The sequence below is a fragment of the Curtobacterium sp. MCPF17_002 genome (assembly GCF_003234115.2).
In the GTDB taxonomy this organism is placed as follows: Bacteria; Actinomycetota; Actinomycetes; order Actinomycetales; family Microbacteriaceae; genus Curtobacterium.
The window spans coordinates 934,151-959,997 of record NZ_CP126251.1; the positions used below are offsets into that span (position 1 = coordinate 934,151).

Sequence of the window (25,847 nt, forward strand, 5' to 3'; positions counted from 1 at the left end):
CGACGCGAGATGACGGCCGGACTCGCGCCGCGCCTCCAGTCGGATGCATGCTGGGACGCATGGCGAGCGACGAGGAGGACCCGGTCGGCACGCTCCGCGGGGTCCGGACGAGCATCAAGTGGACGCGGTACGCGCCCGACGTGCTGCCCCTGTTCGTCGCCGAGATGGACCACGACGTCGCCCCGGAGATCCGGCAGGCGCTCATCGAGCGGGTGCAGCAGTCGGACCTCGGGTACCTCGACGGCCCCGGCCCGCTCGCCCCGGCCTTCGCCGCGTTCGCGCTCGAGCGGTGGGGGTGGGAGATCGACCCGTCCCGGATCCACCTCGCCACCGACGTCAGCGTCGGCATCGTGGAGTCACTCCGGCTCGCGCTGCCCGACGGCGGCCGCGTGGCGATCACGCCGCCGGTGTACCCGCCGTTCTTCGAACTGGTCGAAGAAGCCCGATGTCAGGTCGAGGAGGTGCCCCTGCTCGAACAGTGGGGCGTGTACCGGCTCGACCTCGAGGCCCTCGAGCGCGCCTTCGCGAGCGGCGTCGGGGTCTTCCTCCTCTGCAACCCGCACAACCCCGTCGGCCTCGTGCACGACCGCGCCGACCTGCAGGCGCTCGCCGAACTGGCCGCCCGGTACGACGTCCTCGTCATCAGCGACGAGATCCACGCACCCCTGACCCACCCGGGCGTCGCGTTCACCCCCTTCGCGGCGATCGCCGAGCCGGTGGGCGCGCGCAGCGTGTGCGTGACGAGTGCCAGCAAGGGGTGGAACCTGGCGGGCGTGAAGTGCTCGATCATCGTCGCCGGTGACCCCCGCACGGCCGCGCTCCTCGACACCCTGTGGGAAGAGGTCGCGTGCCGCACGAGCATCCTCGGCCTGCACGCGAACCTGGCCGCCTTCACCGTCGGCACCCAGTGGCTCGACGACGTGGTCGCCCGGATCGTGGCGAACGAGCGGTTGCTCGCGAAGCTCCTCGCGGAGCACCTGCCCGGCGTCGTGTACACCCGTCCCCGCGCCGGCTACCTGGCCTGGCTCGACTTCCGTGGCATCGGCCTCGGCGACGACCCGGCGGTGCCCCTCCGGGAGCACGCGTACGTCGCGCTGAACTCCGGGCTCGGCTTCGGTTCGCAGGGTCGCGGGTTCGCCCGGCTCAACCTGGCGTGCTCACCGGACACGCTGCGCGAGGCGGTGCTGCGGATCGCAGCGGCGTACCCGTCGAGTGCGCAGGAGGGGTTGGTCTGGCACGTCGCGTGAGCGACGGGGCGCTCGTGTCAGGCGATGTACTGGTTGCGGCCGACGACCCGGATGGAGATGTCGACCTCGCCCACCGGCACGTCCTCGGTCAGGGCGATCCATTCTCGGGCGACGAACCCGACGGACGGCCACCTGGTGACCTCGGTCACCAGGAACCCGTCGATGAACACCTGCCACGCGCCGCGCTCGCGGACGGCCTGCACCTCGTGTGTCGCCATGGCGCGAGCGTACCGGTTCAGCCGACGCGCTTCGCGTAGTACCGGACGGTGGGGACCTCGCCGGACGGCTTGCACCAGTCCGCGGGTCCGCGCCCGGTCATGCACCAGCCGCGGCGTTCGTAGAGACGCCAGGCGTCGGGCGTCTCCTCGGTGACGTCGAGGCGCATGTGGGTGCCGGGCGCTGCGTCCTCGGCGGCGGCGAGCAGTGCGTCGGCGACGCCCTTGCCTCGGTGTGCCGGGTCGACGAAGAGTCGGGTGAGCTCGGCCATCCGTCCGGGAGCGGGGACGGCGACGGCGACGTGGCCGACGACCTGGTCGTCGTCGATCGCGACCCAGGCGCCGAGGAGCCCGTCGGGGGAGATCCACTCGCGCGGAGCATCGGGCCACCCCGCCGGGTAGCCGGTGCCGTGGACGCGCCAGAGCACCTCGACCAGGGGGTCGAGGTCGGTCTCGGCTCGCTCGTGGATCCGCATCTCGTCGGACGCTATCGGACGGCGAGCCCCGATGGTCAGTGTTCGACGAGATCCAGCGCCATGTGCACGTCGGCGCGGACGTACGGGCTCGGCGCGACCTCGTCGTGGCCGAGGTGCCGGAAGCCGAACGCCTCGTACAGGTGCACGGCACTGCGCAGCTGCGCGTTGCTCTCGAGCACGACCCGGTGCGCGCCGAGTGCCCGCGCGCGGTCGAGCGCCGTCGCGATGAGCAACCGACCGGTGCCGTGGCCCTGGTGGTCGGGGGAGACGGCCATCTTCACGAGCTCGAACACGCCGGGGGCGACGGGCGCGATCCCGATGCAGCCGATGACCGGGCCGTCCTCGCCGAGGCGGGCGACGAAGGCGGCGCCACCGGGTTCGACGATCTGGCCGAGCGGGTCGCCGAGGAGCTTGCGGTCCTCGTCCTCGAGGGTGAAGAACCGGCCGATCCAGTCCTCGTTGAGGATCCGGAACGCGTCGGCGTCGGCAGCGGTGGCGAGGTCGTCGATGGTGAGCGCGTCGGAGGTCGTGGCGTCGGGCATGGTCCCATCCTCGGTGCCCGTCCGTGCTCCGTCCAATACTCGTTCGCGCCGATCGATACGCTGCGTGCATGGATCGCGAACCCGAGGTCGACCTGCGGCAGCTCCGAGCGTTCCTCGCCGTCGCCGACGAGCTGCACTTCGGCCGTGCCGCGGCGACCCTGCGCATCGCCCAGCCGGCGCTGTCCCAGCAGATCCGCCGGACCGAACGCGAGCTCGGCGTCGACCTGTTCGTCCGGACGAGCCGGAGCGTCGCGCTGACACCGGCCGGCCGAGTGCTGCAGGGGCGCGCACGGTCGTTGCTGCAGCAGGCTCGCCGGGACCTCGACGAGGCCGTCCGGGTCGGTCGGGGCGAGGTCGGTCGGCTCGACGTGGGGTTCGTCGTGTCGGCGCTGCCCCTCGGTCCGATCGAGCGTGTGCAAGTCTTCCGGGAGCGCTACCCGCTCGTCCGCGTCGAACTCACCGAGGGGTACTCGTCACAGCTGCTCGCCCGCATCGTCCGCGGTGAGCTGGACCTCGCGATCGTCCGGGACCCCGATCCGGACCCGGCCGTGCGGCTCCTGCCGTTCCGGAGCGAGCGGTTCGTCGCCGCGGTCCCGCGCGGACACCGGCTCGCCGGCCGCGCGTCGATCCGCGGCGAGGAACTGCTCGACGACCCGTTCGTGTTCTTCCCGCCCGAGGCCGGTGCTCTCGCCACGGAGCGGAACCTCGCGCCCGTGGTCGCGGGCGGCCGGCACCCCGTCGTCGTGCAGGAGGCGACGACCTGGGCGACCGTGCTCCACCTCGTCGGCGCGGGTCTCGGCGTGACCGTGGCACCGGAGAGCGCGACGCTCGCTGCTCCCGACACGGTGGTGCTCCTGCCGCTCGACGGCGACGACCACCGGAGCGAACTCGCCTGGGCGTCGCGCACCGGGGACGACCGCGAGATCCTGCGGAACTTCGTCGCCGCGACGGAGTGATCCGCGTCGACCGGACTCAGCCCAGCGGCAGCACCGGTGCGCGCTGGTCGCCGAGTTCGTCCACCCGCCAGGGCCGCGAGCCCCGCAGGGTCAGACCGAGCTGCGCGATCACGAACCCCACGTGCGGTTCGACGTCCGGGTCCCACGGCCCCTCGACCCCGAGGCCGAACGCGCCGAGCTCGTCGTCGGCCTCGTCGCGCAGGGTCAGGCGCCAGCGGCCGTCACCGAGTTCCTCGACGACCGCCCACCGTGCACTGCTGAACCGGCTCACGCGGTCTTCATGATGTCCGCGGTGAAGTTGCGGATGCGGCCGAGCAGCGCCTCGCCACGCATCGCGATCGTGGCCGGCGGGTTGAGGTGCGGCGGCGCGGTGCGGATGAGCATCGAGCAGCCGAGGTCCTCGCAGATGTACGAGCCGATGGTGTTGCCGTTCCGGCCGGACTCGCCGGCGCGGGCCGCCGAGAACAGGCGGACCTGCGTCGCGGGCTGCGGGGAGTGGCAGAACGAGCACATGGCCGCGATGCCCGGGCGGAGCGATCCGCCGGCGGACCGCACCACGATGCCGACGGGGCGGTCGTCGAGCCAGGACACGATGTAGCCACGGCGGGCGGCCTGCGGGTCACGCCAGCCGAGGAACTCGCGTTCGTCCCACAGCGTCTCGTGCAGGCCGGGGATCGGCAGCTGGGCGAGTTCGTCCGGGGTGGCGTTGACGAACGACGAACGGATGTCTGATTCGGTCAGTGGCTTCACGGTCCGTTCACCCTATGCCTCGCCTCCGACAGGCGGTACTCACGAAAGCCGTCGGGGTCGCGGCACGGTCGCGGATCGCCTCTCAGGACAGACGGGAGGCGCGGATCGCCCCGAGCGGGCTCGTCCCGTCCGCCACCAGGACGGCCCGGCGCAGTGCGTCACGTCCGACACGACGGGCTGCGGCGTCGTCGGCCGCGAACTCGACGAGGACGCGCGTCGAGCGCGCCATGGCGCGCGCTCCCGGGATCCACGGCACCGCACGCTCGATCGACTCGGCGACCCCGACCGCGACCGCGTGGCGCTGGGTCAGGTGCGCTCGTTCGTGGGCGACCACGGCCTCCAGTTCGTCGGTCCGGAGACGGTCCGCGAGCCCGGTGCTCACCAGCACCCCGCCGGACCGGCCGGGGACGGCGCACGCGAGTGCGTGCTCGGCCTCGACGACGGCGACCGGGGTGCCGTCGATCTCGCGGTGGGGTGCCGCGCCGGAGCGCATCGCCTCGCGGACGGCCTCGTGCTCGGGCCCGGGGCGGACGCGTACGGCGATGACGAACGCGAGGACCGCGAGCAGGGCGACGCCGAGGTTGAGGCCGTGGGTCGGGGAGTCGTCGAGGCCGAACGGGTCGGCGATGGGCCGGTTCGCGAGGACGACGAGCGCGACGCCCGCGACGAACCCCGCGACGCCGAGCAGGACGGCGACGGACCACGAGACGAGTGCGGTGCGCGGCCGGTCGATCGTCCACGCGGAGCGGGTCAGGAACCGGGGCGCGAGGACCACGACCGCGAGGGCGAGCGCGATGAGGACGACTCCGGCGACGACCACGGCAGCGGGACCGTCAGGAGCGCGATCGGGCGTCGAGGGCGCGGCGGAGGACGTCGAGGTCGTCGGAGGCGAGCGACCCGGTGAACTGCAGGAGGGCTGCCTCTCGGTCGGTCGCGGCGGCGAGGGCGTTCGACATGAGCGAGGCGGTCTGTTGCTCGCGGCTGTTCGTCGCACGGAAGGTGAGCGGTGCGTCGTCGTGCTGCTGGCGCTCCACCTGTCCCTTGCGGCCGAGCCGGTCGAGCACGGTGAGCACGGTCGTCAGCGCAGGCCGGGGCTCCGGGAAGGCGTCGAGCACCTGGCGGGCACTGAGTCCCGCGTCCGAGGTCTCGGCGGCGGACCAGAGCGCGTCGAGCACCGCCTGCTCGAGCTGCCCACGGGGGCGCGATCGCTGTCCTGCCATCCGTGCATTCTACGAGATGTCGAACCGCTGGGACACGACACATGCCCGTAACGCGGGCTGGGTATGCTCGTGGGCGGACAACTGAACACCGGCCGACCATCCGTCGCGGGAGACGTCGTGCAGTGCCCCGGCACACGCACGGCACCGAAGGAGCAACCTCCCCGTCAATCTCTCAGGTCCAACACCGCCACGGGCAGGCCACTCTGAAAAGCAGACGCAGTGCGTCTCGCCCACGGTGAAAGCCGCCGGACCTCACGGGCCGCGGTGAAACTCTCAGGCACATGACAGAGGGGGAGTTCCGCCCGACGACGGTCGTCGGGTCCTGTCGATGCCAGGAGAACTCCGCCATGCGTTCGTCCCCCCTCGAAGCCGCGCACGAAGCCGCCGGTGCCACGTTCACCGACTTCGCCGGCTACCGCATGCCCGTGCGGTACTCGTCCGACCTCGCCGAACACCACGCGGTCCGCCAGGCGGCCGGCGTGTTCGACCTCTCGCACATGGCGGAGATCGGTGTCACCGGGCCGGACGCCGTGCCGTTCCTCGACCACGCGCTCGCCGGTGCGTTCGGCGCGATGACCGTCGGCCGGGCCAAGTACTCGCTGCTGCTGGCCGAGGATGGCGGCATCCTCGACGACCTCGTGGTGTACCGCACCGAGGAGCACGTGTTCCTCGTCGTCGCCAACGCCTCCAACCGTGACGTCGCGGTCGCCGCGCTGGCCGACCGCGCAGCCGGGTTCGACGTTGAGGTCTCGGACGACTCCGACACCACGGCGCTCGTCGCGATCCAGGGACCGGCCGCCGCGGGCACGCTCGACGCCCTCGTCGTCGCGGACCGTCTGCAGCCGGAGTCCCCGCTCGACGAACTCCGGTACTACCGGGTCCTGCACGCACTGTTCGACGGGGCGGACGTCCTCATCGCACGCACCGGCTACACGGGCGAGGACGGCTTCGAGATCTACAGCGACCCGTCGGTCGCGACCGAGATCTGGGACGCGCTGCTCGACACCGGGGCCGACCGCGGCGTCGTGCCGGCCGGACTCGCTGCGCGGGACACCCTGCGCCTCGAGGCCGGTATGCCCCTGTACGGCCACGAGCTCGGCACCGACGTGCGCCCCGCCCAGGCAGGCCTCGGCCGCGTGGTCGCGAAAACCGGTGACTTCGTCGGCGCGGCCGGTGTCGCGCCGTCGGACGACGCCCGCGTGCTCGTCGGACTCGTGACGGAGGGGCGCCGAGCTCCCCGTGCCGGGTACGACGTCGTGCACGGGGACACCGTGGTCGGCACCGTGACCTCGGGAGCGCTCTCGCCGACCCTCGGCCACCCCGTCGCGATGGCGTTCGTCGACCCGTCGCTCGCGACCGAGGGACAAGTCCTCCACATCGATGTCCGCGGTACGGCCGTCCCCAGCACGGTCACCGCGTTCCCCTTCTACCGCCGCCCTCAGAAAGGCTGATCCCGTGACCGACCAGACCGCACTCCAGTACACCGCCGACCACGAGTGGCTGCTCGTCGAGGGCGACACCGTCACCGTCGGCATCACGGACCACGCGGCCGAGCAGCTCGGTGACGTCGTCTACGTCGAGCTCCCCGCCGTTGGGACGGCCACCACCGCCGGCGAGCAGATCGGCGAGATCGAGTCGACCAAGAGCGTCGGCGAGCTCTTCGCCCCGATCGAGGGCGAGGTCGTCGCGGTGAACGACGCCGTCGTCGACGCTCCGGACACCGTCAACCAGGACCCGTTCGGCACCGGCTGGCTCGTCAAGATCAAGGTCGACGGCACCTCCTTCCCCGAGGACCTCATGGACCACGGCGCGTACCGGGCGTCCATCGCATGACCCGGCCCACCGACCAGCAGGGCTTCCAGAACCTGCAGACCTCCTTCGCGGACCGCCACATCGGCACGACCGACGCCGACCAGCGGGTCATGCTCGACGCCGTCGGGCAGGACTCGCTGGACGCCCTCGTCCGCGCGGCCATCCCGGAGTCGATCCATGCCGCCCCGGTGACGAACTCGTCGATCCCGGCGGCGGTCGGGGAGACCGAGGCCCTCGCCGAACTCCGCGCGAAGGCCGGCCGCAACACGGTCCGCCGCGCCATGATCGGCCTCGGCTACCACGGCACCCACACGCCCGCGGTGATCCAGCGGAACGTGCTCGAGAACCCGAGCTGGTACACGGCCTACACGCCCTACCAGCCGGAGATCTCGCAGGGGCGGCTCGAGGCCCTGATCAACTTCCAGACGATGGTGTCCGACCTGACCGGCATGGCCACGGCCGGTGCGTCCATGCTCGACGAGGGCACCGCGGTGGTCGAGGGCATGCTCCTCGCCCGCCGCGCCTCCAAGGTCAAGGGCGACACGTTCCTCGTCGACGCCGACCTGCTCCCGCAGACCCGTGCGCTGCTCGACCACCGAGCGGACGCCGTCGGCATCGAGCTCCGCACGTTCAACGCGCTGACGGGCCCCGACGACGACCAGCTCGACGGCGCGTTCGGCGTCGTCCTGCAGTACCCGGGTGCCTCGGGCCGCATCGTCGACCCGTCCGCCGTCATCGAGCGGGTCCACGCCGGCGGGGGCATCGCGGTCGTCGCGGCGGACCTCCTCGCGATGACGCTCCTGGCGAGCCCCGGTGACCTCGGTGCCGACGTGGCCGTGGGCACGAGCCAGCGCTTCGGCGTCCCGCTCGGCTTCGGCGGCCCGCACGCCGGGTACCTCGCCGTCCGCGCCGGGCTCGAGCGCCAGCTGCCCGGCCGCCTGGTCGGGGTGTCCTTCGACGCCGACGGGCAGATGGCCTACCGCCTCAGCCTGCAGACCCGCGAACAGCACATCCGCCGCGAGAAGGCGACGAGCAACATCTGCACCGCGCAGGTCCTGCTCGCCGTGATGGCCTCGATGTACGCGGTCTACCACGGACCCGAGGGGCTCCGCTTCATCGCCGACCGCGTCACCCGCACGGCCTCGGCGCTCGCCGCAGCCGCGCAGGACACCGGTCTGGACATCGTGCACGAGGCGTTCTTCGACACCGTGACGCTCCGGGCGCACGGCCGCGCCGCCGAGCTCGTCGACGCCGCCCGCGTCGCCGGCTACCTGCTGCACCTGGTCGACACCGACACCTTCCAGGTGTCCGTCGACGAGACCACCACGCCGGACGACGTCGTCGCCCTGGCACGGGTGTTCGGAGCAGGCGACGCGACCGTCCCGGCGACCGAGACCGCCGTCCGCGACGCGGCCACGCGCCTCCCGTCCGCCCTGGTGCGCACCAGCGACTACCTGACGCACCCCGTCTTCAGCGCCCACCGCAGCGAGACCCGCATGATGCGGTACCTCAAGCACCTCGCCGACAAGGACTACGCGCTCGACCGCGGCATGATCCCGCTCGGCAGCTGCACGATGAAGCTCAACGCAGCGACCGAGATGGCCGCCGTGACCTGGCCGGAGTTCGCGAACGTGCACCCGTTCGCACCGCGCGAGGACGTCGAGGGCTACCTCGACATGATCGGCGACCTCGAGACCTGGCTCGCCGAGGTGACCGGGTACGACACCGTCTCCCTGCAGCCCAACGCCGGCAGCCAGGGCGAGCTCGCCGGGCTCCTCGCGATCCGCGGCTACCACCTGGCGAACGGCGACGACGCACGAACCGTGTGCCTCATCCCGTCGAGCGCGCACGGCACGAACGCCGCGTCCGCCGTCCTCGCCGGGATGAAGGTCGTCGTCGTCGCCTGCGACGAGAACGGCAACGTGGACCTCGACGACCTCCGGGCGAAGACGGCCCAGCACGGCGAGCAGCTCGCCGCGCTGATGATCACGTACCCGTCCACGCACGGTGTCTACGAGCACGACATCCGCGAGATCTGCGACGCCGTGCACGACGCCGGTGGCCAGGTCTACGTCGACGGCGCGAACCTCAACGCGCTGCTCGGGCACGCCCGGTTCGGCGACTTCGGCGGGGACGTCTCGCACCTCAACCTGCACAAGACGTTCTGCATCCCGCACGGCGGCGGCGGACCCGGCGTCGGCCCGGTCGCTGCCAAGGCGCACCTGGCACCGTTCCTGCCCGGGCACCCGTTCGCGCAGGAAGCCGACCGCCGCACGGGTTCCGTCGCGGGCGCCGGTGCGACGCGCGCAGCCCACTCGGGCGGGCCCGTGAGCGCCGCACCGTACGGCAGCCCGAGCATCCTGCCGATCACGTGGACCTACGTCCGGATGATGGGGCTCGAGGGGCTGACCCGGGCGACCGAGGCCGCCGTGCTTGGGGCGAACTACATCGCCGCACGCCTGCGCGACGCGTTCCCGGTGCTCTACACGGGCGAGTCCGGTCTGGTCGCCCACGAGTGCATCCTCGACCTCCGTCCCCTCCGCGACAGCACGGGGATCACGGTCGACGACGTCGCGAAGCGCCTGGTGGACTACGGCTTCCACGCGCCCACGATGTCGTTCCCGGTCGCGGGCACGCTCATGGTCGAGCCGACCGAGAGCGAGGACCTCGCCGAGCTCGACCGGTTCGTCGACGCGATGCTCGCCATCCGCGCCGAGGCCTCGGCGGTCGAGCGGGGTGAGTGGCCGGCGGACGACAACCCGCTCGTGCACGCGCCGCACACGGCGTCGTCGGTGATCTCGGGGGAGTGGGAGCACGCCTACACGCGTGAGCAGGCCGTCTACCCGCTGCCCGGCATCAGCGGCCGGAAGTACTGGCCGCCGGTGCGACGCATCGACCAGGCGTACGGCGACCGCAACCTGGTCTGCGCGTGCCCGCCGGTCGAGGCGTTCGCGTAGCGACCAGCGTCCTCGACGCACCAGCAGACGGACGGGAGGCCCGTGGCGGATCCGCCACGGGCCTCCCGTCCGCCCTCGGGTCGCCTTCGCGACCGCCGGTCCGGTCAGACGACCGGTGTCCCGATCAGGCGACCGGCGGTCCGGTCAGGCGACCGGTGTCCCGATCAGGCGGCCGCCGTGACGGGCAGGTGCTCCGCCCACCACGCGAGCACGTGCTCGAACCGCTGCACCCGGTGCCACGGACGGCCGGAGCGCGAGAGCTCGTGACCCTCACCCGGGAACACCAGGAACGACGCGTCGACGCCCGCACGCTTGAGCGCCACGAACTGCCGGTGCCCCTGCTCGATCGGGCAACGCCAGTCCTCTTCCGAGTGCGCGACCATGAACGGGATCGTGACCTGGTCGGCGTACGTCAGGGGGCTGCGGCGACGCTGCTCCTCCGGGTCGGCGCCGACGTAGGCGTCCGCGAAGAACCAGCCGATGTCCGAGCTGCCGGCGAACGAGTCCCAGGCGTTCACGGCCCGCTCGCTCCAGGCCGCCACGAAGCGGTCGCCGTGGTGCGCGGCGACCCAGCTCGTCATGAAGCCGCCGTAGGAGCCGCCCATGATGCCGACGCGGGAGGCGTCGAGGTCGGGGCGTTCCAGCGCGGCGTCGAGGAGCGCGAGGACGTCGTCGACGTCGACGGTCCCCATCGCGCCGATGACCGCGCGGCCGTGGTCGAGCCCGTAGCCGCCGGAGCCGCGCGGGTTGCCGATGACGACGGCGTAGCCGGCGCTCGCGTACACCTGTGCCTCGTCGAAGAACGCCCAGGTGTCCTGGCCGAACGGGCCGCCGTGCACCACCCGGAGGACGGGGTGCGGGCCGTCGCCCTCGGGGAGGACGACCCAGCCGTGCACGGGGGTGCCGTCGGCCGAGGTGCCGGTGAGTTCCTCGATGCGGCGGACACCGGGGGCGGCTGCGTCGGTCCGGAGCGGGGCGGCGTAGTCCGTGAGGACCGCCGGCAGTGCCTGGTCGCCGGTCGCGGTCGCGGTCGCGGTCGCGGCCGATGTCGGTTCGGCGGCCGTGGCCAGGTCGACGACGTGCACCTCGCCGGGGGAGTCCGTCGTGGCCGCGGTGGCGACGAGGACGTCGCCGTCGACGTCGAATCCGGAGACGACCACGTGACCGCCGAGGACGGTCGGGAGCTCGTCGAGCTGCAGCGGCGTCGTCGTGCAGGCCGGGACCCGGCGGACGGTCACGGTGCCGCGGTCGAGGACGGACACGAGGACGTCGGCGCCGTGCAGGACCGGCGCGCTGGCGACGTCGACCGTCTCGCGGGCGGTCAGCCGGACCGGGTCCGAACCGTCCGTCACCGACCAGAGGCCCTCGGGCTCGCCGACCAGACGACCGTCGAGGTGCGACGCACCGACGAAGTGGATCGTGCCGTCGGCCGCGATCGTGCTCGAGCTGACCGAACCCTCGGTCCGGACGGTCAGGGTGAGCGTGCCGTCGGTGGCGTCGACGCGGTACAGGTCGTCGTCGTGGGTCTCGCGGGCGCCGAGGTCGCGCGGTGCGACGACGAGCAGGGCATCCCCCTCCGGGTACCACGCCGGCGCGGCGAGGGAGCAGGGTGCGCTCGTCAGTGCGGTGTCCACCGGGGCGGCGTCGCGGTCGGTGACGTCGACCACGACGATCTGCTGCGGCTTGTCGAGCAGGTAGCCCGCACCGTTGACGTGGAAGTCGAGGCGGGTGATGAGCCGCGGGGCCTCGGCGTTCGCCGCGGGACGACGGTCGCTCCCCGACACCGGCGTGCCGTAGCGACCGGGTTCCGGGAACCGGGCGGTCACGGCGATGCGCGTGGAGTCCGGCGACCAGACCGGCGCGTCGGCGCCGAGCGGGAGGGCGGTGACGACGCGGGCCTCGCCGCCGTCGACCGGCGCGACGGCGAGCTGCGGGTGCGGCGCGCCGTGTTCGTCGTCGACGGAGCGGAGGAAGGCGAGGGAGCGGCCGTCGGGGGAGAGCACCGGCGACGAGTCGCGGTCGCCGGCGGTCCAGCGCACGGCGCCGTCGGCCGTCACCCGCTCGACGGTGCTCCGGTAGGCGTCCTTGTCGAGGTCGGGGCGGGAGACCGCGACGAACGCAGCACCGCCGGTGCGCGGATCGCCGCTGATGGTCGGAGAGGAGGGAACGTGGAGGTGGGTGATGTCGTTCGCGAGCACGTGTTCACGCTACGGCCACTCGACCTCCGGTGCCCCGCGGATCGGCCTCGGAGCGTTTCCCGAGCGTTCATCGCGTTGAGGGGCTGCCGCAAGACTGTTCAGAATCCGTTGCGACGTCAAGCGCACGCGTTGCGTATGGCACCACCGAGACGCAAGTATCCACAGTGTCACGCAACGATCTGCCGCGCACGTTTCCGATGTGTAACAACTTCGTCGGAGATTTTGAGGGCCTTCCGACCCGCACCTATGGTTCTTGCGAACGCGCCGTGGGGCCTGCCTCCTGCTCGTTCGATCACATTCCATCAGGAGGATCACAGAGTGAACATCACCAAGAAGCGGGGACGCCAGCTGCTCGGCGCCGTCGCCCTGGCCGGGGCGGCCGCGATCGCCCTCGCCGGCTGCACCACCTCTCCGAGTGCCAACGAGTCCGGTTCGGCGTCGAACAAGACCGTCACCGTCGCGCAGGTCAACGAAGTCACGTCGTTCAACTTCAACACCCCCCAGGGCAACCTGGACATGAACGGCATGATCAACTACATGACCCAGCCGCAGTTCGTGACGCTGGGGTCGGACTACAAGATCACGCCGAACACCGACCTCGGCACCGTGAAGAAGCTCAGCGACGACCCGCTGAAGGTCAAGTACACGCTGAACAAGGACGCGAAGTGGTCCGACGGCAAGGCGATCACCTCTGACGACCTCCTCCTCGGTTGGGCGCAGGCCTCCGGGTACTACGACTCCGCCACCCAGGACGCCGACGGCAAGGTCACGAGCGGGACGCAGTACTTCTCCCTCGCCTCGGCCTCGCCGTTCAAGACGGACTACCCGACCGACGTCACCAAGACGTCGATCACCCTCACGTACAAGGACCCGTACGTCGACTGGAACCTCGTCAACCCGATCCAGTTCCCGGCGCACGTCGTCGCGAGCGAGGCCGGCACGACCACGAGCGACCTGCTGAAGGCGCTCAAGGACACCCCCGCGGGTGACCCGGCCAAGCCGGCAGCGGCGAACGAGACCCTCAAGAAGGTCGCCGACTTCGTCAACACGGGCTACGACAAGACCAGCCTGCCGAGCGACAAGAAGCTCCTCGTCTCGGGCGGTCCGCTGATGGTGTCCGCATGGACCCCGAAGCAGTCGATGACCCTCGTGCCGAACCCCGAGTACACGGGCGACCACAAGGTCGGCTTCGGCAAGCTCGTCGTCCGCTTCATCGGCGACGCGAACGCGCAGGTCACGGCACTCCAGAACGGTGAGGTCGACGCGATCCAGCCGCAGGCCTCGGCCGACACGGTCAAGGCGCTCGACGAGGCCGCGGGCGTGAAGGTCATCGAGGGTGCGCAGGTCGCCTACGACCACCTCGACCTGAACTTCGGTGCATCCGTGTTCAAGGACGAGAACGTCCGCAAGGCGTTCCTCCTCACCATCCCGCGTGAGCAGATCCTCAAGTCGATCGTCACCCCGATCAACAAGGACGCCAAGGTCCTCGACTCGCAGCTCTACCTGCCGGGTCAGGACGGCTACGAGGACGCCGTCAAGGCGAACGACTCCGACGAGTACTCGAAGGTCGACATCGCCCAGGCGAAGAAGCTCCTGAACGGCGCCACCCCGTCGATCAAGATCCTCTACAACACCGAGAACCCGAACCGCGTGGACACGTTCCAGGCGATCCAGGCCTCGGCTGCCAAGGCCGGCATCAAGGTCGTCGACGGCGGTTCGCCGGACTGGTCCTCGCTCCTCGCGGGCGGCGACTACGACGCCTCGATCTTCGGTTGGGTCAACCCGGGTGCCGGCAACGCCGCGATCCCGCAGCTCTTCCAGACCAACAACTCCGGCAACTACAACAAGTTCGCCGACGAAGAGGCCTCGAAGCTCGCTGTCGAGACGCAGACGACGCTGGACGCATCCAAGCTCGACGACATGAAGCAGCAGATCGACAAGATCGCCTTCGACCAGGGCTACGGCCTCCCGCTGTTCCAGAGCCCGGGGCTCTTCGCCACCGGTTCGAACCTGAAGGGCGTCGAGTACTTCGGCGGCCAGACGGGCATCTTCTGGAACGTCTGGGACTGGAAGAAGTGACCCTGACCGGTCGCTGATCAGCACCACACACGAGGGGGCGCCGGACTCGACGAGTCCGGCGCCCTCCCGTGAGCCGGGACCCTGACCGGCACCCTCATCGCCGGAGACCCCGGCACCCACCGCGGTGCGACGTCGAAGAAGACCGCACGCGGGACCCAGTACTCTTGCTGCTCGGGCCGCCCGATCGGACGACCAGCAGTACGATCCACCACACCGGAGAGGCACCCATCGCCCATGGTGAGTTTCATCGCGAGACGGATCCTCGTCTCGGTCCTCATCCTCATCGCTGCGTCGTTCATCATGTACAACCTGGCGGCGATCGCAGGAAACCCCCTGCAGGACCTCCAGAGCAGCAACTCGCCGAACCGTGACCAGCTCATCGCTGCGCGGACGGCGGCACAGCACCTCGACGTGATCCCGCCGCTCCGCTGGGGCATCTGGATCACCGGCGTCGGCAAGTGCGTCATCGGCCAGTGCGACCTCGGCACGACGTTCAGCAACCAGCCCGTCGCGGAACTCCTCCCGCAGGCCGTCGGCTCGACGATCCAGCTGGTGACGTTCTCGTTCATCCTGGCGATCATCTTCGGCATCGGCCTCGGCGTCGTCACCGCCCTCCGCGTCTACTCGGGCTTCGACTACTCGATCACGCTGGTCAGCTTCTTCCTGTACTCGCTGCCGTCCTTCCTGATGGCCGTGCTCCTGAAGTCGTTCATCGCGCTCGACTACAACAACTTCCTGGTCGACCCGAAGATCCCACCGGTGACGCTCGTGCTCATCGCGGTGATCGTCGGCCTGGCCATCCAGCTCGTCGTCGGCGGCGTCCTCAAGCGGCGCCTCATGGTCGGCGCGATCAGCGCCGTCGTGACCGCCGGCATGCTGCTGCTCATGCAGGCCACGGGCTGGTTCACGGACCCGTCGCTCGGCCCGGTGTTCGTGATCCTGTTCAGCGCCGGCATCGGCCTGGCCATGGTCGCGTTGCTCGCCGGCACGAAGAACCGACGTGCGTGGATCGTCGCGGGGATCAACGTCCTCATCGCGATCATCTGCTACTTCGCGCTGCAGGGGCTGCTCAACGTGTCGTCCGGCGCGACGGTCTTCATCCTCGCCGTCGCGACCGTCCTGGTCGGCCTGGCGTCCGGCTACTTCGTCGGCGGTCACGACCGCGGGCTGATGATGCGCATCGGCGCGCTGACGGCCTTCCTCAGCGCCGGCGTCATCCTGCTCGACCGCTTCATGCGCTCGTGGATCGACTACACGCAGAACTACGTGTCGCGTCCGATCGCGACGGTGGGTTCACAGACGCCGGGCCTCACCGGCGACTTCTGGATCACCGGCATCGACACCTACACGCACCTGCTGCTGCCGACGATCTCGCTCCTGCTCATCAGCTTCGCGAGCTACACGCGGTACTCCCGCTCGGGCATGCTCGAGGTCCTCGACCAGGACTACGTGCGCACCGCCCGGGCGAAGGGCCTGCCGGAGCGCACCGTCATCGTGCGCCACGCGCTCCGCAACATGCTCATCCCGATCGCGACGCTCGTGGCGACCGACGTCGGCGCACTGCTCGGTGGCGCGATCATCACGGAGCGGGTCTTCGCGATCTCCGGCATGGGCAGCCTCTTCAACAGCGGTCTGTCGATCACCGACGTGAACCCGGTGATGGGGTACTTCCTCGTCATCGCGATCACCGCGATCGCGTTCAACTTCCTCGCCGACCTGGCCTACTCGGCCCTCGACCCGCGGGTGCGTGTCCGATGACCGCGCTCCGGACCACGACCGAGACCCGTCGCGCCACGAGCGCGGCCGGCCACACCACGGCAGTGCACCCCCAGGAGGACAACCGATGAGCACGCTGCAGGGCGGCGCACCGCTCGAACCCAACATCGGCGACGGCATCGAGACCGGGATGACCCCGGGCTCGCACGAGAAGCAGCTCGGCGAGAGCCAGGGGCGGATCATCCTCCGCCGCTTCCTCGCGAACCGGCTCGCGGTCGTCGCGCTGGTCGTCTACGTCCTCGTGCTCGTCTTCGCCGTCTCGGCAGTCGGCCTCGGGCCCATCCCGGGCTGGTGGCACTACTCGTACAAGGCGCTCGAGGACCTGCAGAACGGCGGGGCCCCGACCTCGGACCACCCGTTCGGCCAGGACCGCATCGGCAAGGACTACTTCGCCCTGACGATGCGCGGCATCCAGAACTCGGTGCTCGTGATGATCGTCATCGGCGTCTTCGCGACGTTCATCGGTGTCGTCGTCGGTGCGGTCGCCGGGTACTTCCGCGGCACCGTCGACGCGATCCTGATGCGCATCACCGACATCTTCATCGTCATCCCGGCGATCGTGATCGGTGCCGTGGTCGGCAAGACGGCCAACGGCCTCGGCGCGTGGGGCCTCGCGCTCCTGCTCGGTCTGGTGTCGTGGATGGTCATCGCCCGACTGGTCCGCGCCGAGTTCCTGTCGCTCCGCGAGCGTGAGTTCGTCGAGGCGGCCCGCGTGGCCGGTGCGTCCGACATCCGGATCATCTTCCGGCACATCCTGCCGAACGCGATCGGCGTGATCATCGTCTCCGCGACGCTGCTCATCGCCTCCGCGATCCTGCTCGAGACGGCGCTGAGCTACCTCGGGTACGGCATCAAGGCGCCGGACTCGTCCCTCGGTCTGCTCATCAGCCAGAACCAGTCGGCCTTCCAGACCCGTCCGTACCTGTTCTGGTGGCCGGCGTCGTTCATCGTGCTGCTCGCGCTCTGCGTGAACTTCATCGGTGACGGCCTGCGCGATGCGTTCGACCCGCGCTCGAAGCGGTTCAGCCTCCGCAAGACGCGCGAGGCGGAGAACACCTCCGGCTCGGAGATGATCAGCGCGTGACGTCCCCCCGTGTCCTAGCGCGCCGCGATGGCGAACCAGCCGCCGACGGCGGTCGCCGCGAGCAGCACGATCGACAGCCAGTGCAGGGTGACCGGCACGCGCACGCTGTCGGCCGTGCCGAGCTCGATGGCGTCACGTTCGCGCAGCTCGTGCCAGCGCTGACGGATCAGGTACGCGGCGTCGCCGGACGCGGTGGACAGCAGGTCGCCCGCGCGGCGGTTGCCGTCCTCGGCCTCGGGGACGACGCGGCCGTGCCGCTGGTTCTCACGGCGGGCGAGGGCGACGCCGGCGCGACCGGGCGCCGGAGCGGCCCAGACGGACACCCGTCGGTTCGGCGTGATGAGCGTCAGGGCGAAGCGGGTGTCGACGTGCACGAGCGCCGCCCAGGGCACGCGCACCGTGTGGAAGACGTTGACGACCTCCATGCCGTCGTCGTCGACGCTCAGCCGCGGTCGCCAGAGCGCCACCCAGCCGAGCAGGACGCCGAACGCCGTCGGCACGAGTGCGAGGGCGCGGTCCTGCCAGGTCGCGTCGTTCAGCACGGTCGTGACGAAGAGCAGGGCCACGATCAGCCAGAGGGCGATCGCGAGTCCGCGGTTGAACTTGGACACGAACACATCGCGCGTCGTCGGGGTGGCAGGCATGCCTCCATCGTCGCAGGTCGGAGCCTCGAGCCCCGACGCCGGCACCCCCGCCGTCAGCGCACCTCCATCACCACCCACGCGGTCGTCACGAGCGACCGGGAAAGGACCGGACGTCGTTGAGCACGCCCGCCTCCGCGGCCACCACCCCGGCCGCCACCAGCACCCCCGTCGTCAAGGTCTCCGGACTCGACGTCGACTTCGCGGTCGACGACGTCTGGACATCCGCGGTCAAGCAGCTGTCCTACGAGATCCAGTCCGGCGAGGTCCTCGCGCTCGTGGGCGAGTCCGGCTCCGGGAAGTCCGTGAGCTCGATGTCGATCCTCGGCCTCCTGCCCCGGAACGCCCGCGTCAACGGCTCGATCGAGTTCCAGGGCACCGAGCTCCTCGGCCTCCGGTCCGCGCAGCTCCGGGAGTACCGCGGCAAGGAGATCGCGGTGATCTTCCAGGAGCCGATGACGGCCCTCAACCCGGTGTTCACCGTCGGGTCGCAGATCGTCGAGACCCTCCGCATCCACTACGGCATCTCGCCGAGCGAGGCGAAGGACCGCGCGATCGAGCTCCTCACCCTGGTGGAGATGCCCGACCCGCAGAAGGCGTTCGACTCGTACCCGCACCAGCTCTCGGGTGGCCAGCGGCAGCGCGCGATGATCGCGCAGTCGATCTCCTGCGATCCGAAGCTCCTCATCGCCGACGAGCCGACCACGGCCCTCGACGTCACGGTGCAGGCCGAGATCCTCGACCTCATCCGTGACCTCGCCGCCAAGCTCGGCAGCGCCGTCCTCCTCATCACCCACGACATGGGCGTCGTCGCCGACCTCGCGGACCGCATCGTGGTCATGCAGCAGGGTGTGGCGGTCGAGACCGGCACGGTGCGCGACGTGTTCGCCGCGCCGAAGCACGAGTACACGCAGACCCTGCTCGACGCCGTCCCGCGCCTCGGCCAGGCCGGTGACGTGGTCATCGACCTGACCGAGACCCTCGAGGCCGTCGTCGAGCACGAGGCGCCCGCCACGGCGACCGCCACCGTCCTGCACACCGACGTCGTCACGACCCTGGGGCCGCCCGTCCTCGAGTTCAAGGACGTCGTCATCGAGTACCCGGGTCGTGGCCGTGTCAAGGCGTTCCGCGCCATCGACGGCGTCGACCTGACCGTGCACGAGGGCGAGGTCGTCGGCCTGGTCGGCGAGTCCGGTTCCGGCAAGTCGACCCTCGGCCGTGCCGCGATCGGTCTGCTCCCGATCACCTCCGGCCAGCTCGACGTCACCGGCGTCGACCTCTCGAAGCCGACCCGCTCGCTCGTGCGGCAGGTGCACCAGAACGCGGGCATCGTCTTCCAGGACCCGTCGTCGTCGCTCAACCCGCGCATGACGATCGGGCAGTCGATCGGCGAGCCGCTCCTGCTCGGCAAGGGCATGAAGGGCCGCGAGCTCGAGCGCGAGGTCGAGTCCCTGCTCGAGGCCGTCCGGCTCCCCAGGGCGTACTCGACGCGGTTCCCGCACGAGCTCTCCGGTGGTCAGAAGCAGCGCATCGGCATCGCCCGTGCACTGGCGCTCCGGCCGAAGCTGCTCATCGCAGACGAGCCGACGTCCGCGCTCGACGTGTCGGTGCAGGCGACGGTGCTCGAGCTGCTGAAGGACCTGCAGCGCGAGTTCAACTTCGCCTGCCTGTTCGTCACGCACGACCTCGCGGTCATCGACGTGCTGGCCGACCGGATCGCGGTGCTCCACCACGGTCACCTCGCCGAGATCGGCACGCGCGACCAGATCCTCCGCGACCCGCAGGACCCGTACACGCAGCGACTCATCGCCGCGGTGCCCCTGCCGGACCCGGATGTGCAGCGCGAGCGTCGAGAACTGCGTCGCCAGATCCTCGCCGCCGGCTCGGACGAGTAAGAGCCGACCAGAACGACATCCCCGACGTCACTCGACGTCGGGGATGTTGTCGTTCGTGCGGGCGTTCCTTCCCATCGCGCGTGGAGTGGAAAGCGGAATCGCGCGTACTCAGTCGAAAGAAACGACCTCCTACGAGCGAAACGTCCTCCTACGCGCGGAACGACCCGTGTGACGGCCTGGAGGCGCGGTGCCAGGCCGCCACGCGCCTCCAGTCCGCCCCGTGCGCGTTCCTTCCCATCGCGCGTGGAGTGGAAAGCGGAATCGCGCCTACTCAGTCGAAAGAAACGACCTCCTACGAGCGGAACGACCTACCACGCGCGGAACGACTCACCACGCGCGAAACGGCCCGTGTGACGGCCGGGAGGCGCGGCTCGCCCCCGCCCCGTCGGCTGCGGTCAGAGCTGCGCGGCCGCCATGGACGCGACGACGCCGAGGACGATCATCGCGACGATCGTCCACGCGTGCGGGCGGTGCGTGATCGGCGCAGCCGTCACGGTCGCCGGAGGTGGGCCGTCCTGCGCGGGTGGGGCGGGCACGAAGGCGCGGATGCGCTCGGCGGCAGCGTCGACGTCGAGGTGATCCGCGCCTCCCGGCCGACGGTCGACCACGGCGCTGAGCCGAGCCGACCTGCGGGTCGCGAGCCAGGTGCGGCGGACGCCCTCGCTCGAGAGGACCTCGATGCCGTACTTGGTGCGGACCTCGGTGACGCGGCGCCAGGCGTAGGTGCTCGTGCGGCGGACGTCCACGATGCGGAGGTGCTCCGGGGTGAGCTCGAAGCGGGGCCGCCAGAGGACGGCCCACGCGACGAAGGCGATGAAGAGACTCGGCACGGGGGACAGCCACGGGCTCCCGCCGCCGATCAGTGCCAGGGGCACGAGGGCGATGGCCACGACCCACAGGACGACGGCGAGCGTGCGCATGCCGGGGGCGAGGATCGTCGTGGTCTGCACCGTCCGAGGGTACAAGGCCGCTGCAACGCCTGGAGCTCACGCCCGGAGAGCGAACGGGGTTACGAGTTGCCTCCCCGGGAACGCCCGAAGAGCGGGTGTGACACACCGTCGCGTATCTCCGGACGACCCGATTCCCCGGGGAGGCAGATCCAGTGGACCTCTCGTGCCGACAATGGTCCTCGTCCCCCCGTTCGGGTGTCAATACCCCACGGCAGGTATTTCAGGAAATCGACACGCTCGTATCCGCGTTATCCGTATGCACGCGCATCGAGACCCGGCTCACGCCACCAGGAGTTCGATCTGCGCCCGGATCGTCTCGGCCTTCGGGAACCGGAGTCCGACCAGGCCGACGTGCCGCCAGCGGATGACCCCGTCCGGGCCGATCACGAACACCGAGCGGCGGAGTCCGATCCCCGGAGCCTGCACGCCGTACGCGCGGATGACGTCGCCGGCGGTGTCGCTGAGCAGTGGGAACGTGAGCGAGGACCCGCGGGCGAAGGCCTCGTGCGAGTCGAGTGCCTGCGGACTGACGCCCCAGACGACGGCTCCGAGGTCGCCGAACTCGTCGAGCTCCTCTTGGTAGCTGCAGAGCTGGGCGGTGCAGACCGGGGTGGCGTCGCCGGGGTAGAAGGCGAGGACGAGGGTCCGGCCGATCTCGGCGGACAGGGCGTACTCGTCGTCGATGCGGGTCCCGTCGCGCACGATCATGCCGGGCAGGGTGAAGCGCGGCGCGGGGTCGCCCACCTCGGGGATGCTCATGGGGCAACGCTAGGGCCGGGGGATCGGCGCCGTGCTGCGGCGCGCTGTGGGTTCACTGTGGGATCGCCGAGTCGGGGTCGAGCGGGTCCACAGCATCGCCGACGCCCGAACGGGGGTGGTGACCGGGGCGGTCGCGCGGCGGTCCGAGCGTCGCGCGCGTGTCACCGGACGGCGCGCGCGTCAGCGGAAGAGTGCGGGGAAGGCGTGGGCGACCCAGGGGTAGCCGACGAAGACTGCGGCGTCGAGGAGGCAGTGCGTGATGACGAGGGGGAGGAGCCGCCCCCACTTCGTGTAGATCCAGCCGAACACGATGCCCATCACGGCGTTCCCGACGAAGGCGCCGAAGCCCTGGTAGAGGTGGTAGCTCCCGCGCAGGACCGCGGTGGAGAGGATGACCTGCCAGCGGCCCCAGCCGAGCCCGCCGAGCCGCTCGTACAGGTACCCGACGACGATGACCTCCTCCTGCAGCCCGGAGCGGATCGCCGAGAGCAGCAGGACCGGGATCGTCCACCAGTACGAGTCGAGCGCCGCCGGGTTGACGTTCACGGTGAACCCCATCGCGCGGCCGGTGAAGTAGAGCGCCAGCCCGGGGATGCCGATGCACAGGGCGATGAGCGCCGCGCCACCGAGGTCGGGTCGGACGCGGAACCGGTCGACGCCGAGACGGTCGAGGTGCGGGCGGGTCGTGCTCCAGAGCAGGAAGCACACCAGCGCGACCGGGGCCAGGTCGACCGCGATGCCGACGAGCTGCCGCGCGAGGTCGACGTACTGCACGGTGGTCGTCGAGGTGTTGAGCGCCGTGGACTGCTGCCCGAGCGGCGTCGTCTGGGACAGGTCGTCGATGATCTGGAGCACCGAGTAGAGGGCGCTGCCGCCGAGCGACAGCATGAGCACGATCGTGATCTCGATCCATGTTCGCCGACGGCTCATCGTGTGTACTCCTGTCGGTTGCGAACTACCGGTAGACTGGTGTGTCGGGCGTTCTGCCCGTGGACGTGGCGCCGGGAGGCTGCCGGTCCGAAACCCTCTCCCAGAACTCGAAGGATGTCCTGTATGGCGCTCGCCACCCGGTCCGACCTGCGCAACGTCGCCATCGTGGCACACGTCGACCACGGCAAGACCACCCTCGTCGACGCGATGCTCACGCAGACCAACTCGTTCGACGCCCACTTCGAGGGCGAAGACCGGATGATGGACTCGAACGACCTCGAGCGCGAGAAGGGCATCACGATCCTCGCGAAGAACACGTCGGTGCTCTACAACGGCAAGCACGCGAGCGAGTTCGGCGCGGACGGCCCCATCACGATCAACGTGATCGACACCCCCGGCCACGCCGACTTCGGCGGTGAGGTCGAGCGCGGCCTCTCCATGGTCGACGGCGTCGTCCTGCTCGTCGACGCGTCCGAGGGCCCGCTGCCCCAGACCCGCTTCGTGCTCCGCAAGGCCCTCGCCGCGAAGCTCCCGGTGATCCTGCTCGTCAACAAGACGGACCGCCCCGACTCCCGCATCGACGAGGTCGTCTCCGAGTCCCAGGACCTGCTCCTCGGCCTCGCTTCGGACCTGTCGGACGAGGTCGACGACCTCGACCTCGACGCCATCCTCGACGTCCCGGTGGTCTACGCCTCGGGCCGCAACGGTGCCGCGTCGCGCAACAAGCCGAACGACGGCGAGCTGCCCGACAACGACGACCTCGAGCCGCTGTTCGAAGCGATCCTCCAGCACGTGCCGGCGCCGAAGTACGACGACGAGCACCCGCTCCAGGCCCACGTCACGAACCTCGACGCGTCGCCGTTCCTCGGTCGCCTCGCGCTGCTGCGCATCTTCCACGGCACGATGAAGAAGGGCCAGACGGTCGCGTGGGTCAAGCACGACGGCACCGTCGTGAACGCCCGCATCACCGAGCTCCTCATCACCAAGGCGCTCGAGCGCTACCCGGCCGAGTCGGCGGGCCCCGGTGACATCGTCGCCGTCGCCGGTTTCGACACGATCACCATCGGTGAGACCCTGACCGACCCCGAGGACGTCCGTCCGCTGCCGACCATCACGGTCGACGACCCGGCGATCTCGATGACGATCGGCACGAACACCTCGCCGCTCGTCGGCAAGGTCAAGGGCCACAAGCTCACGGCGCGCATGGTCAAGGACCGCCTCGACCGCGAGCTCATCGGCAACGTCTCGCTCAAGGTCCTCGACATCGGTCGTCCGGACGCGTGGGAGGTCCAGGGTCGCGGCGAGCTCGCGCTGGCCATCCTCGTCGAGCAGATGCGTCGTGAGGGCTTCGAGCTCACGGTCGGCAAGCCGCAGGTCGTCACCAAGCGTGACGACAACGGCAAGCTCCTGGAGCCGTACGAGCACATGACGATCGACACGCCGGAGGAGTACCTCGGCGCGATCACGCAGCTCATGGCCGCCCGCAAGGGCCGCATGGAGAACATGACGAACCACGGCACCGGCTGGGTGCGCATGGAGTTCATCGTCCCGTCGCGCGGCCTCATCGGCTTCCGCACGTCGTTCCTCACCGAGACCCGCGGTACCGGCATCGCGAACGCGATCTCGCACGGCTACGACGAGTGGGCCGGCCCGATCCAGACCCGTGTCAACGGCTCGATCGTGTCCGACCGCTCCGGTGTCGTCACCCCGTTCGCGATCACGAACCTCCAGGAGCGGATGACGTTCTTCGTCAACCCGACCGAAGAGGTCTACGAGGGCATGGTCATCGGCGAGAACTCGCGCGCCGACGACATGGACGTCAACATCACGAAGGAGAAGAAGCTCACGAACATGCGTTCGGCGAACGCTGACACCTTCGAGTCGATGACGCCGCCCCGCCAGCTCTCGCTGGAGGAGTGCCTCGAGTTCGCCCGCGAGGACGAGTGCGTCGAGGTCACCCCGGCCGTCGTCCGGATCCGCAAGGTCGAGCTGGACGCGCAGGCCCGCCAGCGTTCGTACGCCCGCCTGAAGCGTCAGGACGCGTAAGCAGCAGCTGCACACCGCCTGGAGGCACGCCCTCCACGACCGGCCCGGTCACCTCATCGAGGTGGCCGGGCCGTTGTCGGTTGTAGCGTGGTGCGCGTGACCCTCGACCTCTTCTCGCTGTACCAGGACCTCCACGCCCACCCGGAGCTCGGCTTCCAGGAGCACCGCACCGCCGGCATCGTCGCCGACCGGCTCGCGGAGATCGGCGGCATCGACGTGACCACGGGTGTCGGCGGCACGGGTGTCGTCGGCGTCCTCGCGAACGGCGAGGGCCCCGTCGTGTGGCTCCGCGCCGACATGGACGGGCTGCCCGTGCAGGAGCGCACCGGCCTGCCGTACGCGAGCGAGCACCACGGCATCGACGAGGACGGCAACGAGGTCCCGACGATGCACGCCTGCGGGCACGACATCCACGTGACCTGGCTGCTCGGCACGCTCGAGCGGCTCGTGGCGACCACGAACGACTGGCACGGCACCGTCGTCGCCGTGTTCCAGCCCGCCGAAGAGGTCATCTCGGGTGCACGGGCGATGGTCGAGGACGGGCTCGTCGACCGCTTCCCGAAGCCGGACGTGGTCCTCGGACAGCACTCTGCGCCGGCGCCGGTCGGCATCGTCGCGGTCGGCAGCGGTCCGGTGATGGCGTCGAGCGACCGGCTGACGGTGACGTTCAACGGCCGTGGCGCGCACGGTTCGGCGCCGCAGGCCTCCCTCGATCCGATCGTCACCGCGGCGTCGGCCGTCGTCCGACTGCAGACCGTGGTGTCCCGGGAGGTCTCCCCGAGCGACGCGGGTGTGGTCACCGTCGGCAGCTTCCACTCCGGCACCCGGGCGAACATCATCCCCGACGAGGCCGTCATCGAGATCTCCACCCGCGCCCGCAACGAGGAGACCCGCGCGCGGATCATCTCCTCGATCGAGCGCATCGTCCGCGCCGAGAGCGAGGCGGGCGGACTGCCCCAGCCGACCATCGTCCGCGCGCCCGGCGCCGAGGTGACCGTCAACGACCCGTCCGCGGCCCAGATCGTGCTCGACGCGATCCGCGCCGAGGTCCCCGGAGCCCGCGACCTCGAGATCGGGCTGGCCATGGCGTCGGAGGACGTGGGGCAGCTCGCGACGGCCGCGGGGGCACCGCTCGTGTACTGGTTCACCGGCATCACCGACCCGGAGCTCTTCCGTCGCGGCGAGGACATCCCGAGCAACCACTCGCCGTTCTACGCACCGCAGGCCGAGACCGCGATCCCGGTCGGTGTCGACGCCTTCGTGGCCGCCACGCGCGCCTACGTGGCCTGACCGGTCCAGCGGGGGCGGGACGGT

23 protein-coding genes and 2 riboswitches are annotated in these 25,847 nt (G+C 70.6%); of the genes, 11 read left to right on the top strand and 12 right to left on the bottom strand.

From position 1 onward, the window contains the following. Positions 1 to 59 precede the first annotated feature (59 nt). On the top strand, positions 60 to 1,247 hold the full coding sequence (locus DEJ28_RS04530) for a MalY/PatB family protein (RefSeq protein WP_258368103.1): 1,188 nt from the start codon (positions 60 to 62) through the stop codon (positions 1,245 to 1,247). A 17-nt stretch (positions 1,248 to 1,264) separates the two neighbouring features. Here DEJ28_RS04530 and DEJ28_RS04535 read toward each other — a convergent pair whose 3' ends face one another. The 3 genes from DEJ28_RS04535 to DEJ28_RS04545 are packed head-to-tail and all read right to left on the bottom strand — an operon-like array spanning position 1,265 to position 2,480. Beyond that, positions 1,265 to 1,465 carry a hypothetical protein gene (locus DEJ28_RS04535; protein ID WP_111116034.1) on the bottom strand — a complete coding sequence of 67 codons (201 nt, stop codon included), beginning with the start codon at positions 1,463 to 1,465 and terminating at the stop codon, positions 1,265 to 1,267. A 17-nt stretch (positions 1,466 to 1,482) separates the two neighbouring features. Further along, on the bottom strand, positions 1,483 to 1,938 hold the full coding sequence (locus tag DEJ28_RS04540; protein WP_111116035.1) for a GNAT family N-acetyltransferase: 456 nt from the start codon (positions 1,936 to 1,938) through the stop codon (positions 1,483 to 1,485). Between the two features lie 35 nt (positions 1,939 to 1,973). After that, entirely contained in the window at positions 1,974 to 2,480 is a 507-nt protein-coding gene (locus DEJ28_RS04545) for a GNAT family N-acetyltransferase (protein ID WP_111116036.1), read from the bottom strand. Positions 2,481 to 2,548: 68 nt separating this feature from the next. Here DEJ28_RS04545 and DEJ28_RS04550 point away from each other — a divergent pair, with 68 nt between their 5' ends. Next, positions 2,549 to 3,436, top strand: a complete 888-nt coding sequence (locus tag DEJ28_RS04550; protein ID WP_111116037.1) for a LysR substrate-binding domain-containing protein — start codon at positions 2,549 to 2,551, stop codon at positions 3,434 to 3,436. 16 nt (positions 3,437 to 3,452) lie between these two features. Here DEJ28_RS04550 and DEJ28_RS04555 read toward each other — a convergent pair whose 3' ends face one another. The 4 genes from DEJ28_RS04555 to DEJ28_RS04570 form a co-directional block, all read right to left on the bottom strand. Further along, the gene (locus tag DEJ28_RS04555; RefSeq protein WP_111116038.1) at positions 3,453 to 3,707 is read right to left on the bottom strand and encodes a hypothetical protein; all 255 of its coding nucleotides are present in this window, start codon (positions 3,705 to 3,707) and stop codon (positions 3,453 to 3,455) included. Next, entirely contained in the window at positions 3,704 to 4,186 is a 483-nt protein-coding gene (locus tag DEJ28_RS04560) for an FBP domain-containing protein (protein ID WP_111116039.1), read from the bottom strand. The genes DEJ28_RS04555 and DEJ28_RS04560 overlap by 4 nt, the downstream gene beginning before the upstream one ends. An 82-nt stretch (positions 4,187 to 4,268) precedes the next feature. Then, complete coding sequence (locus tag DEJ28_RS04565) at positions 4,269 to 5,006, bottom strand: M56 family metallopeptidase (protein ID WP_111116040.1); 738 nt, start codon at positions 5,004 to 5,006, stop codon at positions 4,269 to 4,271. 13 nt (positions 5,007 to 5,019) lie between these two features. Beyond that, positions 5,020 to 5,406: a BlaI/MecI/CopY family transcriptional regulator gene (locus tag DEJ28_RS04570; protein ID WP_111116041.1), complete on the bottom strand. Its 387-nt coding sequence runs from the start codon at positions 5,404 to 5,406 to the stop codon at positions 5,020 to 5,022. Positions 5,407 to 5,502: 96 nt separating this feature from the next. Continuing rightward, positions 5,503 to 5,603: riboswitch (glycine riboswitch) on the top strand. A 1-nt stretch (position 5,604) separates the two neighbouring features. Further along, positions 5,605 to 5,701, top strand: a riboswitch (glycine riboswitch). A 52-nt stretch (positions 5,702 to 5,753) separates the two neighbouring features. Between DEJ28_RS04570 and gcvT the strand changes: the two genes are divergently transcribed. Genes gcvT through gcvP form a run of 3 tightly spaced genes read left to right on the top strand, consistent with a single transcriptional unit; the run spans position 5,754 to position 10,175 of the window. Continuing rightward, positions 5,754 to 6,857, top strand: a complete 1,104-nt coding sequence (gene gcvT, locus DEJ28_RS04575; protein ID WP_111116042.1) for a glycine cleavage system aminomethyltransferase GcvT — start codon at positions 5,754 to 5,756, stop codon at positions 6,855 to 6,857. 4 nt (positions 6,858 to 6,861) lie between these two features. Then, the gene (gene gcvH / locus DEJ28_RS04580) at positions 6,862 to 7,239 is read left to right on the top strand and encodes a glycine cleavage system protein GcvH (RefSeq protein ID WP_111116043.1); all 378 of its coding nucleotides are present in this window, start codon (positions 6,862 to 6,864) and stop codon (positions 7,237 to 7,239) included. Continuing rightward, on the top strand, positions 7,236 to 10,175 hold the full coding sequence (gcvP, locus tag DEJ28_RS04585; protein ID WP_111116044.1) for an aminomethyl-transferring glycine dehydrogenase: 2,940 nt from the start codon (positions 7,236 to 7,238) through the stop codon (positions 10,173 to 10,175). Before gcvH ends, gcvP begins: the two co-directional genes overlap by 4 nt. Before the next feature lie 164 nt (positions 10,176 to 10,339). On the opposite strand, the gene DEJ28_RS04590 is transcribed toward gcvP, so the two are convergent. Further along, positions 10,340 to 12,373 carry a S9 family peptidase gene (locus tag DEJ28_RS04590; protein WP_111116045.1) on the bottom strand — a complete coding sequence of 678 codons (2,034 nt, stop codon included), beginning with the start codon at positions 12,371 to 12,373 and terminating at the stop codon, positions 10,340 to 10,342. 318 nt (positions 12,374 to 12,691) lie between these two features. On the opposite strand from DEJ28_RS04590, the gene DEJ28_RS04595 reads away from it, so the two are divergent. From DEJ28_RS04595 to DEJ28_RS04605, 3 genes are all read left to right on the top strand, one after another. Continuing rightward, on the top strand, positions 12,692 to 14,452 hold the full coding sequence (locus DEJ28_RS04595; protein ID WP_111116046.1) for an ABC transporter family substrate-binding protein: 1,761 nt from the start codon (positions 12,692 to 12,694) through the stop codon (positions 14,450 to 14,452). Positions 14,453 to 14,686: 234 nt separating this feature from the next. Then, entirely contained in the window at positions 14,687 to 16,210 is a 1,524-nt protein-coding gene (locus DEJ28_RS04600) for an ABC transporter permease (RefSeq protein WP_111116047.1), read from the top strand. 148 nt (positions 16,211 to 16,358) lie between these two features. Beyond that, positions 16,359 to 17,312, top strand: coding sequence for an ABC transporter permease (locus tag DEJ28_RS04605; RefSeq protein ID WP_111116110.1), 954 nt, complete (start codon positions 16,359 to 16,361; stop codon positions 17,310 to 17,312). Between the two features lie 14 nt (positions 17,313 to 17,326). Here DEJ28_RS04605 and DEJ28_RS04610 read toward each other — a convergent pair whose 3' ends face one another. Next, positions 17,327 to 17,956 (bottom strand): PH domain-containing protein, encoded by a 630-nt coding sequence (locus DEJ28_RS04610; protein WP_111116048.1) that lies wholly within the window; start codon positions 17,954 to 17,956, stop codon positions 17,327 to 17,329. 116 nt (positions 17,957 to 18,072) lie between these two features. Here DEJ28_RS04610 and DEJ28_RS04615 point away from each other — a divergent pair, with 116 nt between their 5' ends. Continuing rightward, positions 18,073 to 19,848, top strand: a complete 1,776-nt coding sequence (locus DEJ28_RS04615; protein WP_111116049.1) for an ABC transporter ATP-binding protein — start codon at positions 18,073 to 18,075, stop codon at positions 19,846 to 19,848. A gap of 395 nt (positions 19,849 to 20,243) precedes the next feature. On the opposite strand, the gene DEJ28_RS04620 is transcribed toward DEJ28_RS04615, so the two are convergent. The 3 genes from DEJ28_RS04620 to DEJ28_RS04630 form a co-directional block, all read right to left on the bottom strand. After that, positions 20,244 to 20,798: a hypothetical protein gene (locus DEJ28_RS04620; RefSeq protein WP_111116050.1), complete on the bottom strand. Its 555-nt coding sequence runs from the start codon at positions 20,796 to 20,798 to the stop codon at positions 20,244 to 20,246. 279 nt (positions 20,799 to 21,077) lie between these two features. After that, on the bottom strand, positions 21,078 to 21,557 hold the full coding sequence (locus DEJ28_RS04625; protein ID WP_111116051.1) for a peroxiredoxin: 480 nt from the start codon (positions 21,555 to 21,557) through the stop codon (positions 21,078 to 21,080). A 180-nt stretch (positions 21,558 to 21,737) separates the two neighbouring features. After that, on the bottom strand, positions 21,738 to 22,487 hold the full coding sequence (locus tag DEJ28_RS04630; RefSeq protein ID WP_111116052.1) for a CPBP family intramembrane glutamic endopeptidase: 750 nt from the start codon (positions 22,485 to 22,487) through the stop codon (positions 21,738 to 21,740). A 123-nt stretch (positions 22,488 to 22,610) separates the two neighbouring features. Between DEJ28_RS04630 and typA the strand changes: the two genes are divergently transcribed. After that, positions 22,611 to 24,533: a translational GTPase TypA gene (gene typA / locus DEJ28_RS04635; RefSeq protein WP_111116053.1), complete on the top strand. Its 1,923-nt coding sequence runs from the start codon at positions 22,611 to 22,613 to the stop codon at positions 24,531 to 24,533. A 96-nt stretch (positions 24,534 to 24,629) separates the two neighbouring features. Next, positions 24,630 to 25,823, top strand: coding sequence for an amidohydrolase (locus DEJ28_RS04640; RefSeq protein WP_258368104.1), 1,194 nt, complete (start codon positions 24,630 to 24,632; stop codon positions 25,821 to 25,823). The last annotated feature ends 24 nt before the right edge of the window (positions 25,824 to 25,847 follow it).

What these genes read in the sequence shown, in the direction of transcription:
- gcvP (WP_111116044.1), top strand. Translation starts at nt 7,236, where the DNA reads ATGACCCGGCCCACCGACCAGCAGGGCTTCCAGAACCTGCAGACCTCC.
- DEJ28_RS04610 (WP_111116048.1), bottom strand. Translation starts at nt 17,956, where the DNA reads ATGCCTGCCACCCCGACGACGCGCGATGTGTTCGTGTCCAAGTTCAAC.
- DEJ28_RS04535 (WP_111116034.1), bottom strand. Translation starts at nt 1,465, where the DNA reads ATGGCGACACACGAGGTGCAGGCCGTCCGCGAGCGCGGCGCGTGGCAG.
- DEJ28_RS04625 (WP_111116051.1), bottom strand. Translation starts at nt 21,557, where the DNA reads ATGAGCATCCCCGAGGTGGGCGACCCCGCGCCGCGCTTCACCCTGCCC.
- typA (WP_111116053.1), top strand. Translation starts at nt 22,611, where the DNA reads ATGGCGCTCGCCACCCGGTCCGACCTGCGCAACGTCGCCATCGTGGCA.
- DEJ28_RS04570 (WP_111116041.1), bottom strand. Translation starts at nt 5,406, where the DNA reads ATGGCAGGACAGCGATCGCGCCCCCGTGGGCAGCTCGAGCAGGCGGTG.
- gcvT (WP_111116042.1), top strand. Translation starts at nt 5,754, where the DNA reads ATGCGTTCGTCCCCCCTCGAAGCCGCGCACGAAGCCGCCGGTGCCACG.
- DEJ28_RS04545 (WP_111116036.1), bottom strand. Translation starts at nt 2,480, where the DNA reads ATGCCCGACGCCACGACCTCCGACGCGCTCACCATCGACGACCTCGCC.
- DEJ28_RS04605 (WP_111116110.1), top strand. Translation starts at nt 16,359, where the DNA reads ATGACCCCGGGCTCGCACGAGAAGCAGCTCGGCGAGAGCCAGGGGCGG.
- DEJ28_RS04600 (WP_111116047.1), top strand. Translation starts at nt 14,687, where the DNA reads ATGGTGAGTTTCATCGCGAGACGGATCCTCGTCTCGGTCCTCATCCTC.
- DEJ28_RS04630 (WP_111116052.1), bottom strand. Translation starts at nt 22,487, where the DNA reads ATGAGCCGTCGGCGAACATGGATCGAGATCACGATCGTGCTCATGCTG.
- DEJ28_RS04540 (WP_111116035.1), bottom strand. Translation starts at nt 1,938, where the DNA reads ATGCGGATCCACGAGCGAGCCGAGACCGACCTCGACCCCCTGGTCGAG.
- DEJ28_RS04530 (WP_258368103.1), top strand. Translation starts at nt 60, where the DNA reads ATGGCGAGCGACGAGGAGGACCCGGTCGGCACGCTCCGCGGGGTCCGG.
- DEJ28_RS04550 (WP_111116037.1), top strand. Translation starts at nt 2,549, where the DNA reads ATGGATCGCGAACCCGAGGTCGACCTGCGGCAGCTCCGAGCGTTCCTC.